At 51.2% G+C, this 16,549-nt stretch carries 17 protein-coding genes; all 17 read right to left on the bottom strand.

Features of this window, described 5'->3' with window-relative positions; all coding sequences use genetic code 11:
* Window positions 1–25: 25 nt before the first annotated feature.
* Window positions 26–1,156: an RNA polymerase sigma factor RpoD gene (gene rpoD / locus WFK81_RS13900; protein WP_127496383.1), complete on the bottom strand. Its 1,131-nt coding sequence runs from the start codon at window positions 1,154–1,156 to the stop codon at window positions 26–28.
* A 31-nt stretch (window positions 1,157–1,187) separates the two neighbouring features.
* Window positions 1,188–3,026: a DNA primase gene (dnaG, locus tag WFK81_RS13905; protein WP_336787003.1), complete on the bottom strand. Its 1,839-nt coding sequence runs from the start codon at window positions 3,024–3,026 to the stop codon at window positions 1,188–1,190.
* A 41-nt stretch (window positions 3,027–3,067) separates the two neighbouring features.
* Entirely contained in the window at window positions 3,068–3,538 is a 471-nt protein-coding gene (locus WFK81_RS13910) for a YaiI/YqxD family protein (protein ID WP_336787004.1), read from the bottom strand.
* Between the two features lie 83 nt (window positions 3,539–3,621).
* On the bottom strand, window positions 3,622–4,434 hold the full coding sequence (locus tag WFK81_RS13915) for a pyruvate, water dikinase regulatory protein (protein WP_336787005.1): 813 nt from the start codon (window positions 4,432–4,434) through the stop codon (window positions 3,622–3,624).
* 61 nt (window positions 4,435–4,495) lie between these two features.
* Entirely contained in the window at window positions 4,496–6,577 is a 2,082-nt protein-coding gene (glyS, locus tag WFK81_RS13920; RefSeq protein ID WP_336787006.1) for a glycine--tRNA ligase subunit beta, read from the bottom strand.
* A complete protein-coding gene (glyQ, locus tag WFK81_RS13925) occupies window positions 6,570–7,457 on the bottom strand; it encodes a glycine--tRNA ligase subunit alpha (RefSeq protein WP_127496388.1) in 888 nt (295 codons plus the stop codon). Before glyQ ends, glyS begins: the two co-directional genes overlap by 8 nt.
* A 406-nt stretch (window positions 7,458–7,863) precedes the next feature.
* On the bottom strand, window positions 7,864–8,613 hold the full coding sequence (gene recO, locus WFK81_RS13930) for a DNA repair protein RecO (protein WP_336787007.1): 750 nt from the start codon (window positions 8,611–8,613) through the stop codon (window positions 7,864–7,866).
* A 49-nt stretch (window positions 8,614–8,662) separates the two neighbouring features.
* Entirely contained in the window at window positions 8,663–8,824 is a 162-nt protein-coding gene (locus tag WFK81_RS13935) for a YqzL family protein (RefSeq protein ID WP_091188858.1), read from the bottom strand.
* A 101-nt stretch (window positions 8,825–8,925) separates the two neighbouring features.
* Window positions 8,926–9,825 (bottom strand): GTPase Era, encoded by a 900-nt coding sequence (gene era / locus WFK81_RS13940; protein WP_336787008.1) that lies wholly within the window; start codon window positions 9,823–9,825, stop codon window positions 8,926–8,928.
* A gap of 8 nt (window positions 9,826–9,833) precedes the next feature.
* Complete coding sequence (cdd, locus tag WFK81_RS13945) at window positions 9,834–10,265, bottom strand: cytidine deaminase (protein ID WP_336787009.1); 432 nt, start codon at window positions 10,263–10,265, stop codon at window positions 9,834–9,836.
* A 24-nt stretch (window positions 10,266–10,289) separates the two neighbouring features.
* Window positions 10,290–10,652 (bottom strand): diacylglycerol kinase family protein, encoded by a 363-nt coding sequence (locus WFK81_RS13950; RefSeq protein ID WP_336787010.1) that lies wholly within the window; start codon window positions 10,650–10,652, stop codon window positions 10,290–10,292.
* A complete protein-coding gene (gene ybeY / locus WFK81_RS13955; protein ID WP_127496394.1) occupies window positions 10,652–11,149 on the bottom strand; it encodes an rRNA maturation RNase YbeY in 498 nt (165 codons plus the stop codon). The genes WFK81_RS13950 and ybeY overlap by 1 nt, the downstream gene beginning before the upstream one ends.
* Before the next feature lie 6 nt (window positions 11,150–11,155).
* On the bottom strand, window positions 11,156–13,396 hold the full coding sequence (locus tag WFK81_RS13960) for an HD family phosphohydrolase (protein ID WP_336787011.1): 2,241 nt from the start codon (window positions 13,394–13,396) through the stop codon (window positions 11,156–11,158).
* A gap of 17 nt (window positions 13,397–13,413) precedes the next feature.
* Window positions 13,414–14,394 (bottom strand): PhoH family protein, encoded by a 981-nt coding sequence (locus tag WFK81_RS13965; protein ID WP_336787012.1) that lies wholly within the window; start codon window positions 14,392–14,394, stop codon window positions 13,414–13,416.
* On the bottom strand, window positions 14,391–15,584 hold the full coding sequence (yqfD, locus tag WFK81_RS13970; RefSeq protein ID WP_336787013.1) for a sporulation protein YqfD: 1,194 nt from the start codon (window positions 15,582–15,584) through the stop codon (window positions 14,391–14,393). The genes WFK81_RS13965 and yqfD overlap by 4 nt, the downstream gene beginning before the upstream one ends.
* A 2-nt stretch (window positions 15,585–15,586) precedes the next feature.
* The gene (gene yqfC, locus WFK81_RS13975) at window positions 15,587–15,874 is read right to left on the bottom strand and encodes a sporulation protein YqfC (RefSeq protein WP_336787014.1); all 288 of its coding nucleotides are present in this window, start codon (window positions 15,872–15,874) and stop codon (window positions 15,587–15,589) included.
* A 162-nt stretch (window positions 15,875–16,036) separates the two neighbouring features.
* A complete protein-coding gene (locus WFK81_RS13980) occupies window positions 16,037–16,531 on the bottom strand; it encodes a hypothetical protein (protein ID WP_336787015.1) in 495 nt (164 codons plus the stop codon).
* Window positions 16,532–16,549: the final 18 nt, after the last annotated feature.

Genomic DNA, 16,549 nt, shown 5'->3' on the forward strand with positions numbered 1-16,549 from the left:
AAGGTCCTTATCGGTTAAAGCTATCTTATTCTAGGAAATCCTTAAGCCGTTTGCTGCGGCTTGGGTGACGGAGCTTGCGAAGTGCTTTCGCTTCGATCTGACGAATCCGTTCACGGGTTACGCCGAATACCTTGCCAACCTCTTCGAGGGTGCGGGTACGGCCATCGTCAAGACCAAAACGCAGACGGAGTACATTTTCCTCGCGCTCTGTCAATGTATCAAGAACATCCTCCAACTGCTCCTTAAGCAGCTCATAAGCCGCCGCGTCAGCAGGTGCCAGCGCTTCCTGATCTTCAATGAAGTCGCCAAGATGCGAATCGTCTTCTTCGCCAATCGGCGTTTCAAGCGATACAGGCTCTTGAGCAATCTTCATAATTTCCCTTACTTTATCGGTGCTGAGTTCCATCTCGGCTGCGATTTCTTCCGGGGTCGGTTCGCGCCCGAGCTCTTGAAGGAGCTGTCTCGAGACCCGGATCAGCTTGTTGATCGTCTCGACCATATGAACCGGAATCCGAATGGTACGCGCTTGGTCCGCAATGGCGCGCGTGATCGCCTGGCGAATCCACCATGTTGCATACGTACTGAACTTAAAGCCTTTTTGATGGTCAAACTTCTCTACCGCTTTAATCAGACCCATGTTGCCTTCCTGAATCAAATCAAGGAACAGCATGCCGCGGCCTACATAACGCTTCGCGATACTGACAACGAGACGAAGGTTCGCTTCCGCTAGTCTGCGCTTCGCTTCCTCATCCCCGTTCTCAATCCGTCTTGCCAGTTCGATTTCATCATCCGCCGACAGGAGCGGAACACGGCCGATTTCCTTCAAATACATGCGTACAGGGTCATTAATCTTAATCCCTGGAGGCAGAGCCAAGTCATCGTCGAAATTGAAATCATCCTGCTCGCGATCCGAGTCTTCACCGCGGTTAAGCGGATCACGATCCTCGTCTCTCTCGTTTAATACCTCAATTCCTAAATCGTCAAGCTGTTCGAAAAACTCATCGATTTGCTCCGGATCCTGATCAAACGGCGATAATTTCTCCATAATCTCTTTATAAGTTAAGGAGGCTCTTTTCTTCCCCTGTTCAATCAATTGTTCCTTCACTAAATCCAATTTTTGTTCGGCATCTAGTTCAGTATGCTGATCATTCGCCATATTCCGACTCCCTCCTCCCTAGAACCGATCGTCAAGTCGTTCCTTTTAGCTTTCTCTCTAGGGTTATAATCTCACTTAACATTTGCGCGGCGAGCAGATGATCTCCGGCGCGTTCCGCCTGCATCATTTCCTCTTTTTTTCGGTCGATCTCCCGGAACCTAGGTACTTTGATAATGTCCTGAATATCGGCTTCCAAAATTGCATCGTCAAAAGGAAAATCCCCGTCCATCATCAGAATGGCTGCAGCCGTTCTCTCCAGACGTTCGTCTTGGAGGGAGGCAATAAACCTCCCGGCATCCGGATCATAGCCCTGCGCATAAAATGCGTATAAATAAGCAGCAAGCGCTGCGTGATCCTCAATATTGAACGCGTCTCCCAGCTTTTCATGGACCGTCTGCGCCACATCCCTGTCGCGCATCATCACATGAAGCAGCCTCCGCTCAACATACGTATAAGCAGGCATTAGCACTGGAGGCCCCGATCTTCGGCGATTTTCATTCCTACCATTATTCCACGAATTGTCGTTATTATCCCTTCCGGGTTTCTTTTTTTGCAATTCTTGATGCTTAATGTGACAATCCTGCTTTAATACCTCTAATGGGAAATTAAATTCGCGCGAAAGCTCCTGCAGGTAAACCTCGCGTTCAATAGCCGAATCAAGCTCTGCCACAATTCCGGCGGCTTCAAGCAAGTAATTTTTCCGACCTTCTTCTTTTAGCAGTATATGGTTTTTTCTTGAATATATAAGCTTAAATTTTGTCGTTGTGACAGGCTGATCAATGACTTCGCGAAGATAAGCATCCGGACCGTATTCGGTAATATATTCGTCCGGATCTTTCCCTTTGGGAAGCATGGCCACCATCACTCTAAGCCCTGCCCCTTCCAGCATCGGAATAGACTTCATCGCGGCAGCTTGTCCGGCGTCATCCCCGTCATAACCGATCACGATTTCTTCGGCCTGCCTTGCAAGAATGCTGCAATGCTCTTCCGTCAAAGCCGTTCCCATTGTGGCTATCCCGTTCTTTACGCCGGCACTCCAAGATTTAATAACATCCATATACCCTTCGAATAAAACAACTTGCTTGCTCTTGCGGATGGCAGGTCGCGCATGATGCAGATTGTAAATCGTGCGGCTTTTCGTAAACAGCATCGTCTCCGGTGAGTTCAAATATTTCGGCTGGCCTTCACCGATTATTCGTCCCGCAAACGCCGTTACTTTGCCGTCCCGATCCCATATCGGAAACATAATTCGTCCCCGAAACCGGTCCACATATCCGCTCCCGTCTGATTTCGCGGATAGCAGCCCGCCTTTCTCCATTAAGGAGGGATCGAACTTCCTGGCTGTTAAGAACCGGCTTAGCGTATCCCACTGTTCCGGCGCGTAACCGATCATAAATTGACTGATCAGCTTGTCGCCAAACCCCCGTCCGCGCAAATATTCTTTTGCTTCTGTGCCATACTGCGTATTGTTCAACAAATAGTGGTAAAATTTCGCAGTCAGCTCATGCGCTTCGAGAACAGCGCTGCGTTCCGTATCGGCTGCCGTCGGCTTCGAGCCGTCCGGATTAGCCCAGGTAACAGGTATGCCCGCCTCTTCGGCAAGCACTCGGACCGCTTCTGGAAAGGTATAGCTTTCAATCTCTTCCACAAACCGGATAACGTTGCCTGTCTTGCCGCAGCCGTAACAATGAAAAATTTGCAGCTCCGGCGTCACGGTGAAGGAAGGCGTCTTCTCCGAATGGAAAGGACAAAGCCCTTTCATATACTTGCCGTTCTTTGAGAGATGAACGTATTTGCTCACCGTATCTACGATGTCATGATGACGGCGTACCGCCTCAATAACGTCATCCGGTATTTTACCGTAGGTCATTATCCATCACCTTCATCCTAATGACACGTAAATAATATTCGCTAAATGTCATGTTTCTCCTGCAAGTTTGATAAAACTTTTGTCAACTTTTGTTGAAAACGCTCCCGGTCCTCATGATTCATTGCTTTTGGGCCTTTCGTTTTACCACCCGCTCGCCTTCTTTTTGCAGATTCATGACGCCGTTCCATCAAATAATCGATGTTCTCGTCCGAATACTGCTCGCCGCGCGGAGACAAGACGACCGCACCTTTTCCAATCGCAATACATGCCAGACCAAAATCCTGCGTAATTACGATATCGCCTTTCACTATATGATTGACGATATACAAGTCGACCGATTGACTGCTGCGGTCGACCTGCACAACCGAGACGCCTTCCTGCGGCTCAAGCCGATGGTCATACGAGGATACCATGACAACCGGGACGCGGAAGCTGCGTGCAGTCCGAGCAATTTCGGTCTTAACGGGACAAGCGTCGCCGTCAACGACGACTGTCGGTTGATTAAGCTCCATCACGCATCACCGCTTATTGTTGTATATTTCAATTACCGTACTATTATATACGGCACTACTTCAAAAAAATCCTGCATTTAGGCTCAAACGCCCCGAAAATGCTCCATAATCAGACTTGCCGTTTCTTCTACCGCCCGATGCGACACATCGATTACGACACAGCCGATTTGTTTCATAATCGCCTCCGCGTACTCAAGCTCCTTCAGGATCCGATCCTCCGCCGCATACGATGCGCTGTCCGGCAAACCAAGCGCCTTGAGCCTTTCCTTCCGAATGGTGTTCAAGTAAGGAACGCCAATCGTAAGTCCGACAATCCGTTCAACCGGGACGTTGAACAGTTCCTTCGGCGGCTTGATTTCCGGGACGAGCGGAATGTTGGCTACCTTGTATTTTTGATGCGCCAGATACATGGACAGGGGAGTCTTCGACGTCCGCGATACGCCGATCAGCACGATATCCGCTTTAAGGACACCGGAAGGGTCTTTTGCATCATCGTAACGGACAGCAAATTCGACGGCATCCACCTTGCGGAAGTAATCCGCGTCCAGAACATGGTTAAGACCAGGTTCCTGACGCGAATGACGGCCGGTCTGCCGTTCAAGGCTTTCGATCAGCGATCCAAGCAGATCAATGGCATCCACTTCATGCTCCTTGGCGAGTTTCTTCATCGCTTCCCGCAAGTGCGGAATAACAAGCGTGTAGAGCACGATAGCGCCTGAAAGCTTAGCCTGTAGAACGAACCTCTCCAAGGTGGGAACATCCATGACGAACGGTGCGCGGCGGATGTCCGTCTGAACCGGGTGGAACTGCGCTACCGCCGCTCTTACGACGAGTTCTCCGGTATCGCCAGCAGCGTCGGATACAACGTAAATAATCACTTCAGCTGAACCTGCCATAATCATCATCCCTTCCTTCTATGGATTGACGACAATGATACATTGACGAGTGCAACCTGTATTACCAGACCAGCTTCGAGAAGTCGGCAATAGCTGTAATGTCGTCCGCAATAAGCGAGAGAGTCGCCAGACGGTTGCTGCGCACAGCGTCTTCCTTGGCCATAACCATAACCGAATCGAAATAAGCGTTAATCGCCTGCTTAAGCGAAGACAGATTGGCAAGCGCGGCAGCGATATCTCCCTCGGCGATTGCGGCTGCAACAGCCGGATGGGCTTTTTGCCATTGCTCATAAAGCGCGCCTTCCGCAGCTTCCTCGAACAAAGCCGGATTTACTGTGCGCGACTCCGCTTTGGATGCCAGATTGCATACCCGGTTGAAGGCATCGATCGTCAGCTTGAACTCGCTGCGTTCGCTGCCCGAAGCCAGTCCGTTAATCAGCGCGGCGCGTTCAACGGTAATACGCAAGTCATTAAAGCCGGTTGCCATAACTGCGTCAACGACGTCATAACGGTTAGCTTGCTCCGACAGAACATTCTTCACGCGAAGCGCAAAGAAGTCATTCAAGTCTTTGCGAATCTCGTCCGCACCGCGTTTCATTCCGCGTGCTTCATGCACCTGGAGAGCCGCGTCAAACAGGTCTGTCAGCTTCAGATCAAGGCCTTGAGCCAAAATAATCTGAACGATGCCCGATGCCTGACGGCGAAGAGCATAAGGGTCCTGCGAGCCTGTCGGGATAATGCCAATCGAGAAGCAGCCCGCGATGGTGTCCATTTTGTCGGCAAGGCTGACAATTGCGCCCACAAGGGATGCCGGCGCACGGTCGCCTGCGAATCGAGGCTGGTAATGCTCATTGATCGCTTTCGCTACCGCTTCGCTTTCCCCTGCCTTGCGCGCATAATCTTCGCCCATAATGCCTTGCAGCTCAGGGAACTCGTATACCATTTGGGTAACAAGGTCGAATTTGCAAATATCCGCCGCGCGGCTTGCTGCTGCAGCGGCGTCCGTGTCGACACCAAGTTTTGCAGCAATCAGATCGGTTGTTGCGCGGATTCTTCTAACCTTGTCCGCAACCGTACCCAACTCTTCGTGGTAAACGATATTTTCAAGCTTTGCCAGAGCATCGTTAATCGCAAGCTTCTGATCTTCCTCGTAGAAGAATTTCGCGTCGGACAGACGCGCGCGAAGAACCTTCTCGTTGCCTTTCGCAACATTCTCGATCGAAGTCCGGTCGCCGTTGCGCACCGTTACGAAGAACGGCTGCAGCTGGCCTTCCGCATTTAATACCGGGAAGTAGCGCTGATGCTCGCGCATCGACGTAATAAGAACCTCTTGCGGGATATTGAGGAATGCAGGATCAAATGTCCCATATAATACGTTCGGATACTCGACCAGGAATAAGACCTCTTCGAGCAAATCTTCTTTGATGGCGATTTCCCAGCTCTTCTCTTTGGCCAGCTCCTGAATTTGAGCCACGATCAGCTGCTCGCGTTCTTCAACATCAACAATGACATGCTGCTCGCGCAGACGCTCTTTATAATCCGCGGGAGTTGCCACAACCGTCTCTTCGCCAAGGAATCGATGACCGCGCGATACGTTGCCGCTTTTCACGTTTGTGATTTCAACCGGAATAATGTCTTGGCCGAACAAGGCGATAATCCATTTGATAGGACGCACGAACTTCAATTCATAGCTGCCCCAGCGCATGTTTTTCGGGAAGGACATCGATGTGATCAGGTTAGTGAGGCCTTCCGGCAATACGGACGCCGTTTCCGTGCCTACGCTGCTTTTGTTCGCGTATACGTATTCAACGCCGGCAAGCTCCTGGAAAAAGAACTGCTCCGGGTCTACGCCTTGGCTTCGAGCGAAACCAAGCGCCGCTTTGCTCCAGTTGCCTTGGTCATCAAGGGCGATTTTACGCGAAGGACCTTTAACCTGCTCGTTAATGTCTTCCTGCTTCTCGGCAACGCCTTTTACGTACAGGGCAAGACGGCGAGGCGTTCCGTACACTTCAACCGATTCGTAGGGAATACGCGAGTCGTCGAACCATTTGACCGCCTTTTCCTTCAATTGATTCATGGCGCCGCGCACGAAACGCGCCGGCACTTCCTCTAGTCCAATCTCGAGCAATAAATCCTTAGCCATTGTTCTCCACTCCTTTCTTCAGCAGAGGGAAGCCGAGACGTTCCCGTTCCTCCAGATAAGTCGCCGCGCAGGCACGAGCCAGATTGCGAACACGCATAATGTAGCCCGTACGCTCCGTTACGCTAATCGCTCCGCGTGCGTCTAACAGGTTAAACGTATGGGAGCATTTCAGCACGTAATCGTAAGCCGGGAATACGAGGTTATGCTCCATCGTTTTTTTCGCTTCTTCCTCGTACATGTTGAACAGCTGGAACAACATCGCGGAATCGGAAGTTTCAAACGTATATTTCGAATGCTCGAACTCCGGCTGCAGGAAGACGTCTCCGTATGTTACGCCGTCTACCCACTCCAAATCAAACACATTCTCTTTTTCCTGGATGTACGAAGCGAGGCGCTCCATACCGTACGTAATTTCTACCGCAACCGGGTTGGCATCGATGCCGCCGACCTGCTGGAAGTACGTAAATTGGGTAATTTCCATGCCGTTCAGCCATACTTCCCAGCCAAGGCCCCATGCGCCAAGGGTAGGCGATTCCCAGTTGTCTTCAACAAAGCGGATATCGTGATGCTTCGGATCGATACCAAGGCGCTTCAAGCTTTCCAGATACAGCTCCTGGATGTTGTCCGGGGACGGCTTCAGGATAACCTGGAACTGGTGATGCTGGTACAACCGGTTCGGGTTCTCGCCGTAACGGCCGTCGGCAGGACGGCGGGAAGGCTCGACATATGCTACGTTCCAAGGCTCCGGGCCAATCGTGCGGAGGAAGGTCATCGGGTTCATCGTTCCCGCGCCCTTCTCGACATCGTACGGCTGTACGAGAATACAGTTTTGCTCTGCCCAGAACTGCTGCAGAGTCAATATCATGTTTTGAAAATTCATGACCTTTTTCTCTCCTTCATTATTTAGTATGGCGGATCCGGGGACACAAAAAGCTCCCGTCTCTACGCCTGCTGCCAGACGTAGGGACGAGAGCTGACTCCCGCGGTTCCACCCTACTTGACTTCCGCTTGTCGCTCCTCATTCCAGAAGCGTGCGAAAATCCTCTTTTCGTTAACTGACTCCGGAGTGCCTTTTCGCATGTTTAGCCTGCCCGGGCTTCCACTGTCCCCGGATCGCTAGTTCAAGGCATCAACTGCTACTTTCTCCATCACTGTCCATATTCATATTCAAATATATTAAACATTTTTAATGCAGTTGTCAAACCAGTTATTAGGTACTAATGCCCAAGCGTAATCGTACAGGAAAATAAAAACGGCGCGTTCGGTCTCGGGACCGATCATGCCGTTTATTCGAAGGAATATTTATCCATTTGATCAAGAAAGGTTCTTGACTTGAGCGGAATGCCGATATGGGCATCCATCAGCTCTCGCATCAGCCGCTTCAGCTCGTTCTTTGTCTCCGGCTTCACCTGGATGGCTCCAAGACGCCTCAAGTCCATGCGGCTGAACAACCGCAGAAGCTTATATGCTCCTTCCCCCATCGGCAACGCCTGGGCATCGTTCCTTGCGCATCTCGGGCACAATACGCCGCCAGCTGGCGGGCTTAAGCGAAACGGTCCCTGATCGCTGCCGCAATTCACGCAATTCTCCAGCTCAGGAGCGTAACCTGCAGCCTCTAATATTCGCATCTCGTACAGATGCGAAACGATTTGCGGGTCCTTGCCTTCCTCCATGGCCGCAAGCCCTGCCTTAAGCTGTTCAAACAACATCGCGCCGGATTCGTCTTCCTGGAGCATCTTGTCCGTCAGCTCCGCCAGATAGGAGGCATAAGCGGCCAAATCCAGCTGTTCACGTAAAAGATGGTGAGATTCAAGAATCTCACCAGCATTAAGCGTACCTAAACCTTTATTCCGGAAAAATACGAACTCACCGTATGTAAATGGCTGCGCGAGAGAAGCATGTCTGCTCTTCACCTTCTTCGCGCCGCGCACCATTACGCCAAGCTTTCCGTTTGTTTTCGTCAGCAGCGTAATAATTTTATTGCCTTCCCCATAGTCCATGCTGCGGATGACAATGCCCTCCACACGATATAGCATACTACCTTCTCCCCCATGCTTCATTCAAGGCAGCCTGCAGAGTAACCAATTAAAGGGCAGACGAATCCTCGAACTCAGCAGCAAGCTCCTCATTGTCTCCCGGCAAATGTTGAGGATGATTCTCTGGACCAAGTTGATCCATTTCCTTGTAGAGCATGTATGACTCCACATCACCGGTCAATGTAAAATACTTCCACGAAAAATTTCGCATTCGTATTCATCCCTTTCCGCCATGGAAATGAAGCCCCAGACAGTAATTAGGATACGGTAATTTGCCGAATGCTATCCTTAACAAAATTCGTCAAATCCGGCTTAATCATGCCGGAAGCCGAAATCCTTCAATACGCGTTCCTGATTGCGCCAGTCCTTCTTCACCTTGACCCAAAGCTCCAGGAATGTGCGCGATCCAAGCAGCGCTTCAATATCGCGGCGGGCCTGCTTCCCGACTTCCTTTAGCAGGGCACCCTTCTTGCCGATAATAATGCCTTTTTGGGAATCCCGCTCCACGAAAATAACCGCTCCGATATAAACAACGCCATTCTCCTGCACTTTCATATCCTCGATGCCAACCGCAATCGAATGCGGGATTTCTTCACGGGTCATATGCAGGATCTTCTCGCGGATAAGCTCCGCGCAGACGAATTGCTCCGGATGGTCTGTAACTTGATCGGCGGGATAATATTGCGGTCCCTCCGGCAAATATTTCTGGATTTGCGCAAGCAGCGTCTCCACGTTGTTGCCTTGAAGCGCCGAGATCGGCACAATCTCCGCAAACGGATACAGATCCTTGTATTGGGTAATAATCTCAAGAAGCTTCTCCGGCTGAACCTTGTCAATTTTGTTCATCACAAGAAACACGGGCGTATCTACTTTTTTCAGCTGCTCGATGATAAAACGGTCGCCGCCGCCTAGTCCGTCGGCAACGTCAATCAGGAAGAGCACGGCCTCAACCTCTTTTAGGGCGCCTTCAGCGGTTTTCATCATATAGTCGCCAAGCTTGGACTGCGGTTTATGAATGCCTGGCGTATCGAGGAAAACGATCTGCGAGGTATCCGTCGTGTACACGCCGTGGATTTTATTCCGCGTTGTTTGAGGCTTGTCCGACATAATGGCAATTTTTTGCCCGATTAAATGATTCATAAGCGTAGATTTGCCGACATTCGGACGACCGATAATCGCCACGAATCCGGAACGGAATTTCGTTTGAGTCATATGGATAGTTAACTTCCTTTCTCTAATGAAGCCGGTGTGAATGCACCCGGCAGCAGCTCGCTGACCGTCATAATGTTCCAGTCGCCGCGAAGATTGCCCATAACAACCGGCATATCGGGCTTGCATAGTTCTACCAGTACTTGGCGGCACACTCCGCATGGGGTGATTGGTCCGTCCGTATCCCCCATTACGGCAATGGCCTGAAATTCTCCCGGCCGCTTGCCGTCGGCGATTGCGCGGAACAACGCGGTTCTTTCGGCGCAATTGCAAGGGCTGTACGCGGCATTCTCCACGTTGCAGCCGGAGTGGACATGGCCGCTTTCGTCAAGCAGCGCGGCGCCTACGCGAAAATTGGAGTAAGGCACGTATGCCCTCGACATGGCCTCCTTCGCTGCTTCAAGCAGGTTCGAATAATGCTCCGATAATCCTTCGAATGCCATGATCCTCAACCCCTATTCTTCGTATTAATCCATGAGAAAATGCCATAAGGGCGGCCCAAGGATGAGCAGCCCAATAATAATCGCGCAACATGCCGCGACCAGCACGGCACCGGCGGCAATATCCTTCGCCGCTTTCGCAAGCGGATGAATGCCGGGACTAGCCAGATCAACGGTTTTTTCGATCGCCGTGTTCACCATCTCGAGCGTGAACACAACCGATATCGTTAGCAGCAGCACCGCCCATTCCAGCCTGCTCAGGGGCAGGAACGCCCCCAACAGACATACGATAACGGCCGCCGCCGTATGAATCTTCATATGACGCTGAGACCGGACAGCCAATACAATTCCTGAACAAGCAAAAGACAGGCTGCGGATAAACTTCGGCATTAACGCGACAGACCCGCCTTCTGCAGAACGGCTTCCTGTTTAGCCGTCATTTCGGCTTCGCCGGCGTCGTCCATATGGTCATAGCCAAGCAAATGAAGGAAGCCGTGAACGAACAGGAAACCGATCTCCCGCTCCAGGGAATGACCGTAATCCTCGCTTTGCTCCTGCGCTTTCTCAACCGAGATCACAATATCGCCAAGCATGCCGGAGATCGGATCAATCTCATCCTCGCTCTCCACTTCGAAAATAATATCGAGCTCTTCCGTCCCGTCATCCTGCATCGCGAACGACAAGACATCCGTAGGACGGTCAATGTTGCGGTATTCGCGGTTAAGCTGGTGAATCTGCTCATTATCCGTAAAGGTCAGAGTCACTTCGCCGTCCGTAAGTCCTTCCATCTCGCCGGCGATCTGAAGAAGCTGCTCGAGCCTTTCCACCCACTGATCGGGAATTTCCATTTTGTCTTGTTCGTTGCTCCAATCCAATTGCAAGCTCATGCTTCGTTAACGCTCCTTTGGTTTTACGTCTTCCGGGTATTCAATCCGCGAGTGGAATATGCCAATAACGCTTTCTTTCAAAGAATGGGCAATCTTATCGAGTTCCTTCATCGTCAGGTCGCACTCATTATATTGATTGTCATCTACGCGGCTTTTAATAATCTTCTGAATCATCGCCTCTACCTGTTCGACCGTAGGGCTCCGCAAACTGCGCACGGCTGCCTCCACGCAATCTGCAAGACCAACGATAGCCGCTTCCTTCGATTGCGCTTTTGGACCCGGATAACGGTAGTCGTCTTCCGTGAAATTCACGGCCAGCCCCTGCTCCTCCGCCTGTTTGAGCGCTTTGAAGTAGAAGAACTTCAGGGAGGTTGTCCCATGATGCTGCTCCGCGATATCCCGGATCGGCTTCGGTATGTTCTGCGCCTTCAGCATGTCCACGCCGTCGCGCGCGTGGGCCACAATGATCGACTTGCTCAGCTTAGGTTCGATGGTATCATGAGGATTTTCCATGTTTGTCTGATTCTCGATAAAATAACTAGGCCGTTTCGTTTTGCCGATATCGTGATAATAAGACCCTACCCGGCAAAGAAGGCCGTCTGCGCCGATAGACTCCGCCGCAGCTTCGGCAAGATTGCCGACCATTACGCTGTGATGGTAGGTGCCCGGCGTCTCCGTTAGCAGCTTGCGCAGCAACGGATGATTCGGATTCGACAGCTCTACCAGCTTGAGCGCGGACAATATGCCAAACGTAATTTCAAAGAATGGCATAAGCCCGATTACAAGAATCGCCGTTAATAGTCCGCTTGCAAAAGCAAAGGCAAGAGAATACACGAGCGGCCCCTGCTCCAGCTGCTCCTTCAGGAACATGAGCGACAATACAGCCAGCGAACCAAACAAACTGACCATAATGCCTGCCTTCAGAATCGTTGACCGCTGGCTAGCGCGGTGAATCGAGAAAATCGCCGCAAGGGAAACGACGATAATGACAAACCCGTATTGGTAATCGAAAATCTGACTGGTTTGCGTATTTAGTATAATACTTCCGCATAGCGCAAACAAAACAGAGCTGATCAGCGCCAGATGCACATCCAGCAGCAGCGTAATCAGCATCGTACCAAGCGCAGCCGGAGCCAAATATCCGGCATATGGCGCGGAATCGGTCTGCGTAAGGGAGATAACCTGCATCGTAATAATATTGATCAGGTATATGAGCCATAGCATCAGCAGATGGGTGTTGCCATAGCTTGGCTTGGTCGTGTCGCTGCTTCCGTATTGGTGTATATAGGTATACAGGCCAACAACGATCATGACGGACATCAGCAGCAACCCGAGCTGCGGCCAATAATTGCGTTTGTCCTGCAGAAGCTCGGATTCCTTCAGCAGATCGTACATCGCGGGTGTGATGATCTCGCCTTTTTTCACGATGAGATCGCCTTCTTTGATGACGACCTGCGGCGTGTTCTGCTTTGCGAGAATTTTGGCTTCGTCGGTTGCCTGCTGATCGAGGAACCGGTTCGGCATAATCGTGAATCGTGCCAGCTCCTGCACAATTTCGCGGCTGGAGCGGTTGGTCAGCGAGCTTGCGTTAACCAGCTCGGCAACCTTCGTACGCGCCGTTTCCGCATCGCGAAGCTGCTCGCTCATCAGCTTGCGGACAACATCCTGCCCGACGGAGCGCATCTCTTCCAGCTGATCCAGCGTCAGGTTCGGAAGCTTGTAGAACGTCTCTTCCGGAATCGTATATACCTGCTCCTTGATGACCTTCGACATCTCTTCGAGCAGCGAATCGTTGTACTTGCCCGTACCCACATTCATTTTGACGAAATTATCGACAAACGCATCATATTTGCCGGGAATCTCATTCCGGTAAATTTCAACCTTGTTTTGTACCGTCACCTGATCATCCAGATTCAGCTGTTCAATCCGAATAAAAATTTGATCGATCAGCTGTTCGTTGCGCAGAGCAACGTTTGAATAGATCGAATCGATCTTATTCGCTGCCTGTTCCTGCGCTTCCAGCGTAGCCTTGCTGTCGAAGATCTGATGCGGCGCTGCTATATCCTTGTCGCTTGGGGCATCCACCTGGATATCGTAGGTTTCCGGCACCAAATGGGGAGCCAGGCTGAAATAAAACAGCAGCACAAACAAAAATAAGAGCAAGACTCGCACTGCTGTGCTCTGCTTCCAGCCAGCCGATTTTGCCTGTTGCAGGTTTATTTGTTTTCCGGCCTGAGTCTGATTCATCGAGCGGACATTCCTCTCTATGCTTTGTTTTCAGCGTCCCAGTTGTATGCCACGATTATTTTCTGAACCAAGGAATGGCGAACGACGTCCTGCTCGGAAAAATGAATAAAACCAATTTCCTCTATATCCCTCAAAATGCGCTGCGCTTCGATAAGACCGGAGTTTTTGCCCCGCGGCAAATCGATCTGCGTCACGTCGCCTGTTATCACCATTTTCGAGCCAAAGCCCAGCCTTGTCAGGAACATTTTCATCTGCTCCGGGGTCGTGTTTTGCGCTTCGTCCAAAATAATAAACGAATCATCCAGCGTACGCCCGCGCATATAAGCGAGCGGAGCGATCTCGATAGTTCCGCGTTCAAACGCTTTTGCCGTCTGGTCAGGACCCAGCACGTCATGCAGCGCATCGTAGAGCGGGCGCAGGTACGGATCGACCTTTTCTTGCAAGTCGCCGGGCAGGAAGCCCAGATTTTCGCCGGCTTCAACCGCAGGACGGGTCAACATTATTTTTTTAACAGAGCCTTCTTTAAGCGCCGCTACGGCGAGAACAACCGCAAGATAAGTCTTGCCGGTACCGGCAGGGCCAATCCCGAATACGATATCCTGCTTCTTGATTGTCTTCACGTAATGACGCTGTCCGATTGTCTTCACGCGAATCGGCTTGCCTCTGTAAGTCGTCGTAATTTCAGCTTTAAGCAAATCGAGCAATTCTTCCGCTTGCATGCTGCGCGCAAGATCAAGCGCATAAGTAATATCTCTCTCGGACGGTGTATAGCCGCCGCGGACAAGCTGAAGCAGCACGTTATAAAACTGCTCTAGCGACTCCACCTCTTGTGCCGGCCCGGAAATAACGATTTCCGCTTCGCGCGAAGACAGAGTGGCCTCCATCTGCTGCTGCACAAGCGTTAGATACTTATCTTGGGGACCAAATACGGCCAAGCCCTCTACTGCATTTTGGAGCGGAATTTTGACTACTTTTGCTTCACTCTGCAACAACCTCATTCTCCTTGCATCTGGACTAGTGGCATCTCTTCTACGATTGATTGCTCCACTTCAAAAAGAACTTTCATATAAACTTTACCATTGTCCGTCTTTTCATGCAAAACAATTTCCTTTAATATAACCGCGTCACTGCCTGCTTTCAGCATGACATCGGCCTTCGCCTGGAGCATTCCGTTGCTTTTCGCTTCCTCTTCGGTAAGCTCCCGCTCATCGGTGCGGACTTCCATGATCGTCTTCTTGAGCCGTCCGAAAGGCAGTTTCATGCCTCGCCATGACGCCTGTTCCTCCACAACGACATTTTCGGACTTGTCAAACGGATTTTTGCCAAAGCCGCTTACCTGAAGCGCCCGGTTACCGATGACGCCATACCATTTTGTCTTCTTCTCTCCCGTGTATACCTTAACCTCCTGCGTCAGAGGAGATGCCACGTTAAATTCATACCATACGAGCCCGCGCACCTTGCCTTTTGCCACAACAGACTGCGTATACGCGCCGCCTCCTATCGTTCCCGAGATCAAGGTTTGGCCTTTCTTGACTTTCATATTTTTCTTGACGACAGGGCGGCCTTTTTCGGTATAGATTTCCGTAATTACCGCGTCATTCGAAGCAACCAGATGCCGGGGATTTTGCAGCTCCGCCTTTTCCGCTTGCGTGGATTCAACGACCTGGATAACGATCCTTGTCCCTTTTTTCTCAACGCCAACCCAGGTTGCTCCCGGAAGATCGGTTACCAGCTCCTTGGATAACAAGTCTTTATCCTTGAGCTTAAACGACCACTGCATCGGGAAGATTCCTTCCTTCTTGGCAGCGGTCAGAACCTGTTCCTCGGTCAGCTTTACATTCCCTTTCACTTCAATGGACCAGACAAGGGAGGACAGCAAATAAATGCCGATAAAAAACAGGCCGATCCCGATTGCGAAAAATTTTCTTTTCTCAAACCGGACCAGCCAGAAGGGCATCCCTTCCCGCTTGACGACATGCGCCCTGCAGCCTGTCTCTTTCAAGAACGGGCGAAGACGGAAGAAGTCGCCTACCGACAATTCGAATTCCAGCTTCCCATCGCTTGTCCAACGAATGGAAGACAGCTCGAGCCCCCCTTCGAGAGCCCCGTTTACCAGCCGTTCAGGTTGTCCGTCCCTGATATGCACCGTAACAACACCGCGTACCCACTGCAGCCATTGACCCGCCATGCTTATCCCTCCTGATCCCTTACTTCGATACTTTTTATTTGACCCTCTATGAATACCTCTTCCGTCCAGATCGTGCGTATGACAAGCGAGGATCCCGTTACTTCCAGCTCGCCTTTGCTTAAGGCAAGTCTCAGCTTATCGCTGGAGAAATGAAGCACGCCGCGGTGATTCTCGATGTAGAGCTGTCGGTCGCCAATCATCGTCATGCGGGGCAGATCATAGACCACATCCTGCGGCAAATCCAATATATCGGCAGTCCATTTTCGAAATTTACGGTTTATACGGCCCATAGCTGATCCATTGTCCCCCTCCGCCGCGCGAGTGCACATTATTGTACTGTACCAAAATATGCGACGTTGGAACGATTTATGAGATATATGGAGCAGCGATAAAAAATAACAGCCGGGCAACGATGCATTACGCATCATTACCCGGCTGTTACGGTTTATGGTTTATTTGCCGAACGGGCGCTTGGAACGCGGAGGACCTAAAATTTCGGCCCATACGACCGCTTTGCGCAGCTCGTCGGCTTTAGGATTCGCCATTTCGGTTTGACTAGTTGCTGCAGCAGGAGCCGCTGCGGCCTGAGGCTTGTTGGCCGCTGCGAGTCGCGCGCGAGGCGGTTCCGCAGGCCGGCTTGGTGCCGCCTGAATGGCGCGCTCCAGCGTTTGCGATCTGCTGCCTTCCCCTAAGCCTCCCTTTTCTCCTTGAAGGGGGGAGCTGGCCATTACGGGCTTCTGAGGCTGATACTCTTCTTCATCATCCTCTTCCCATGCCGGATCTTGACGGTTTGCAGGTCTATGCGGCTCGCGCTCGCTGCTTCCCCCGAAGCTCGGCATCCGGTTCGTACGCTTCTTGGCGCCCGAACGCCCGAACATCGAGAAGAGCACCCCGCCAATGATGACAACCCAATAAATATGTTCGAAAAGAAAACTGATCAGATTCACGCCAGCACCTCCTTGCTT

The sequence above is a fragment of the Paenibacillus sp. MMO-177 genome (assembly GCF_037147795.1).
Classification (GTDB): domain Bacteria; phylum Bacillota; class Bacilli; order Paenibacillales; family Paenibacillaceae; genus Pristimantibacillus.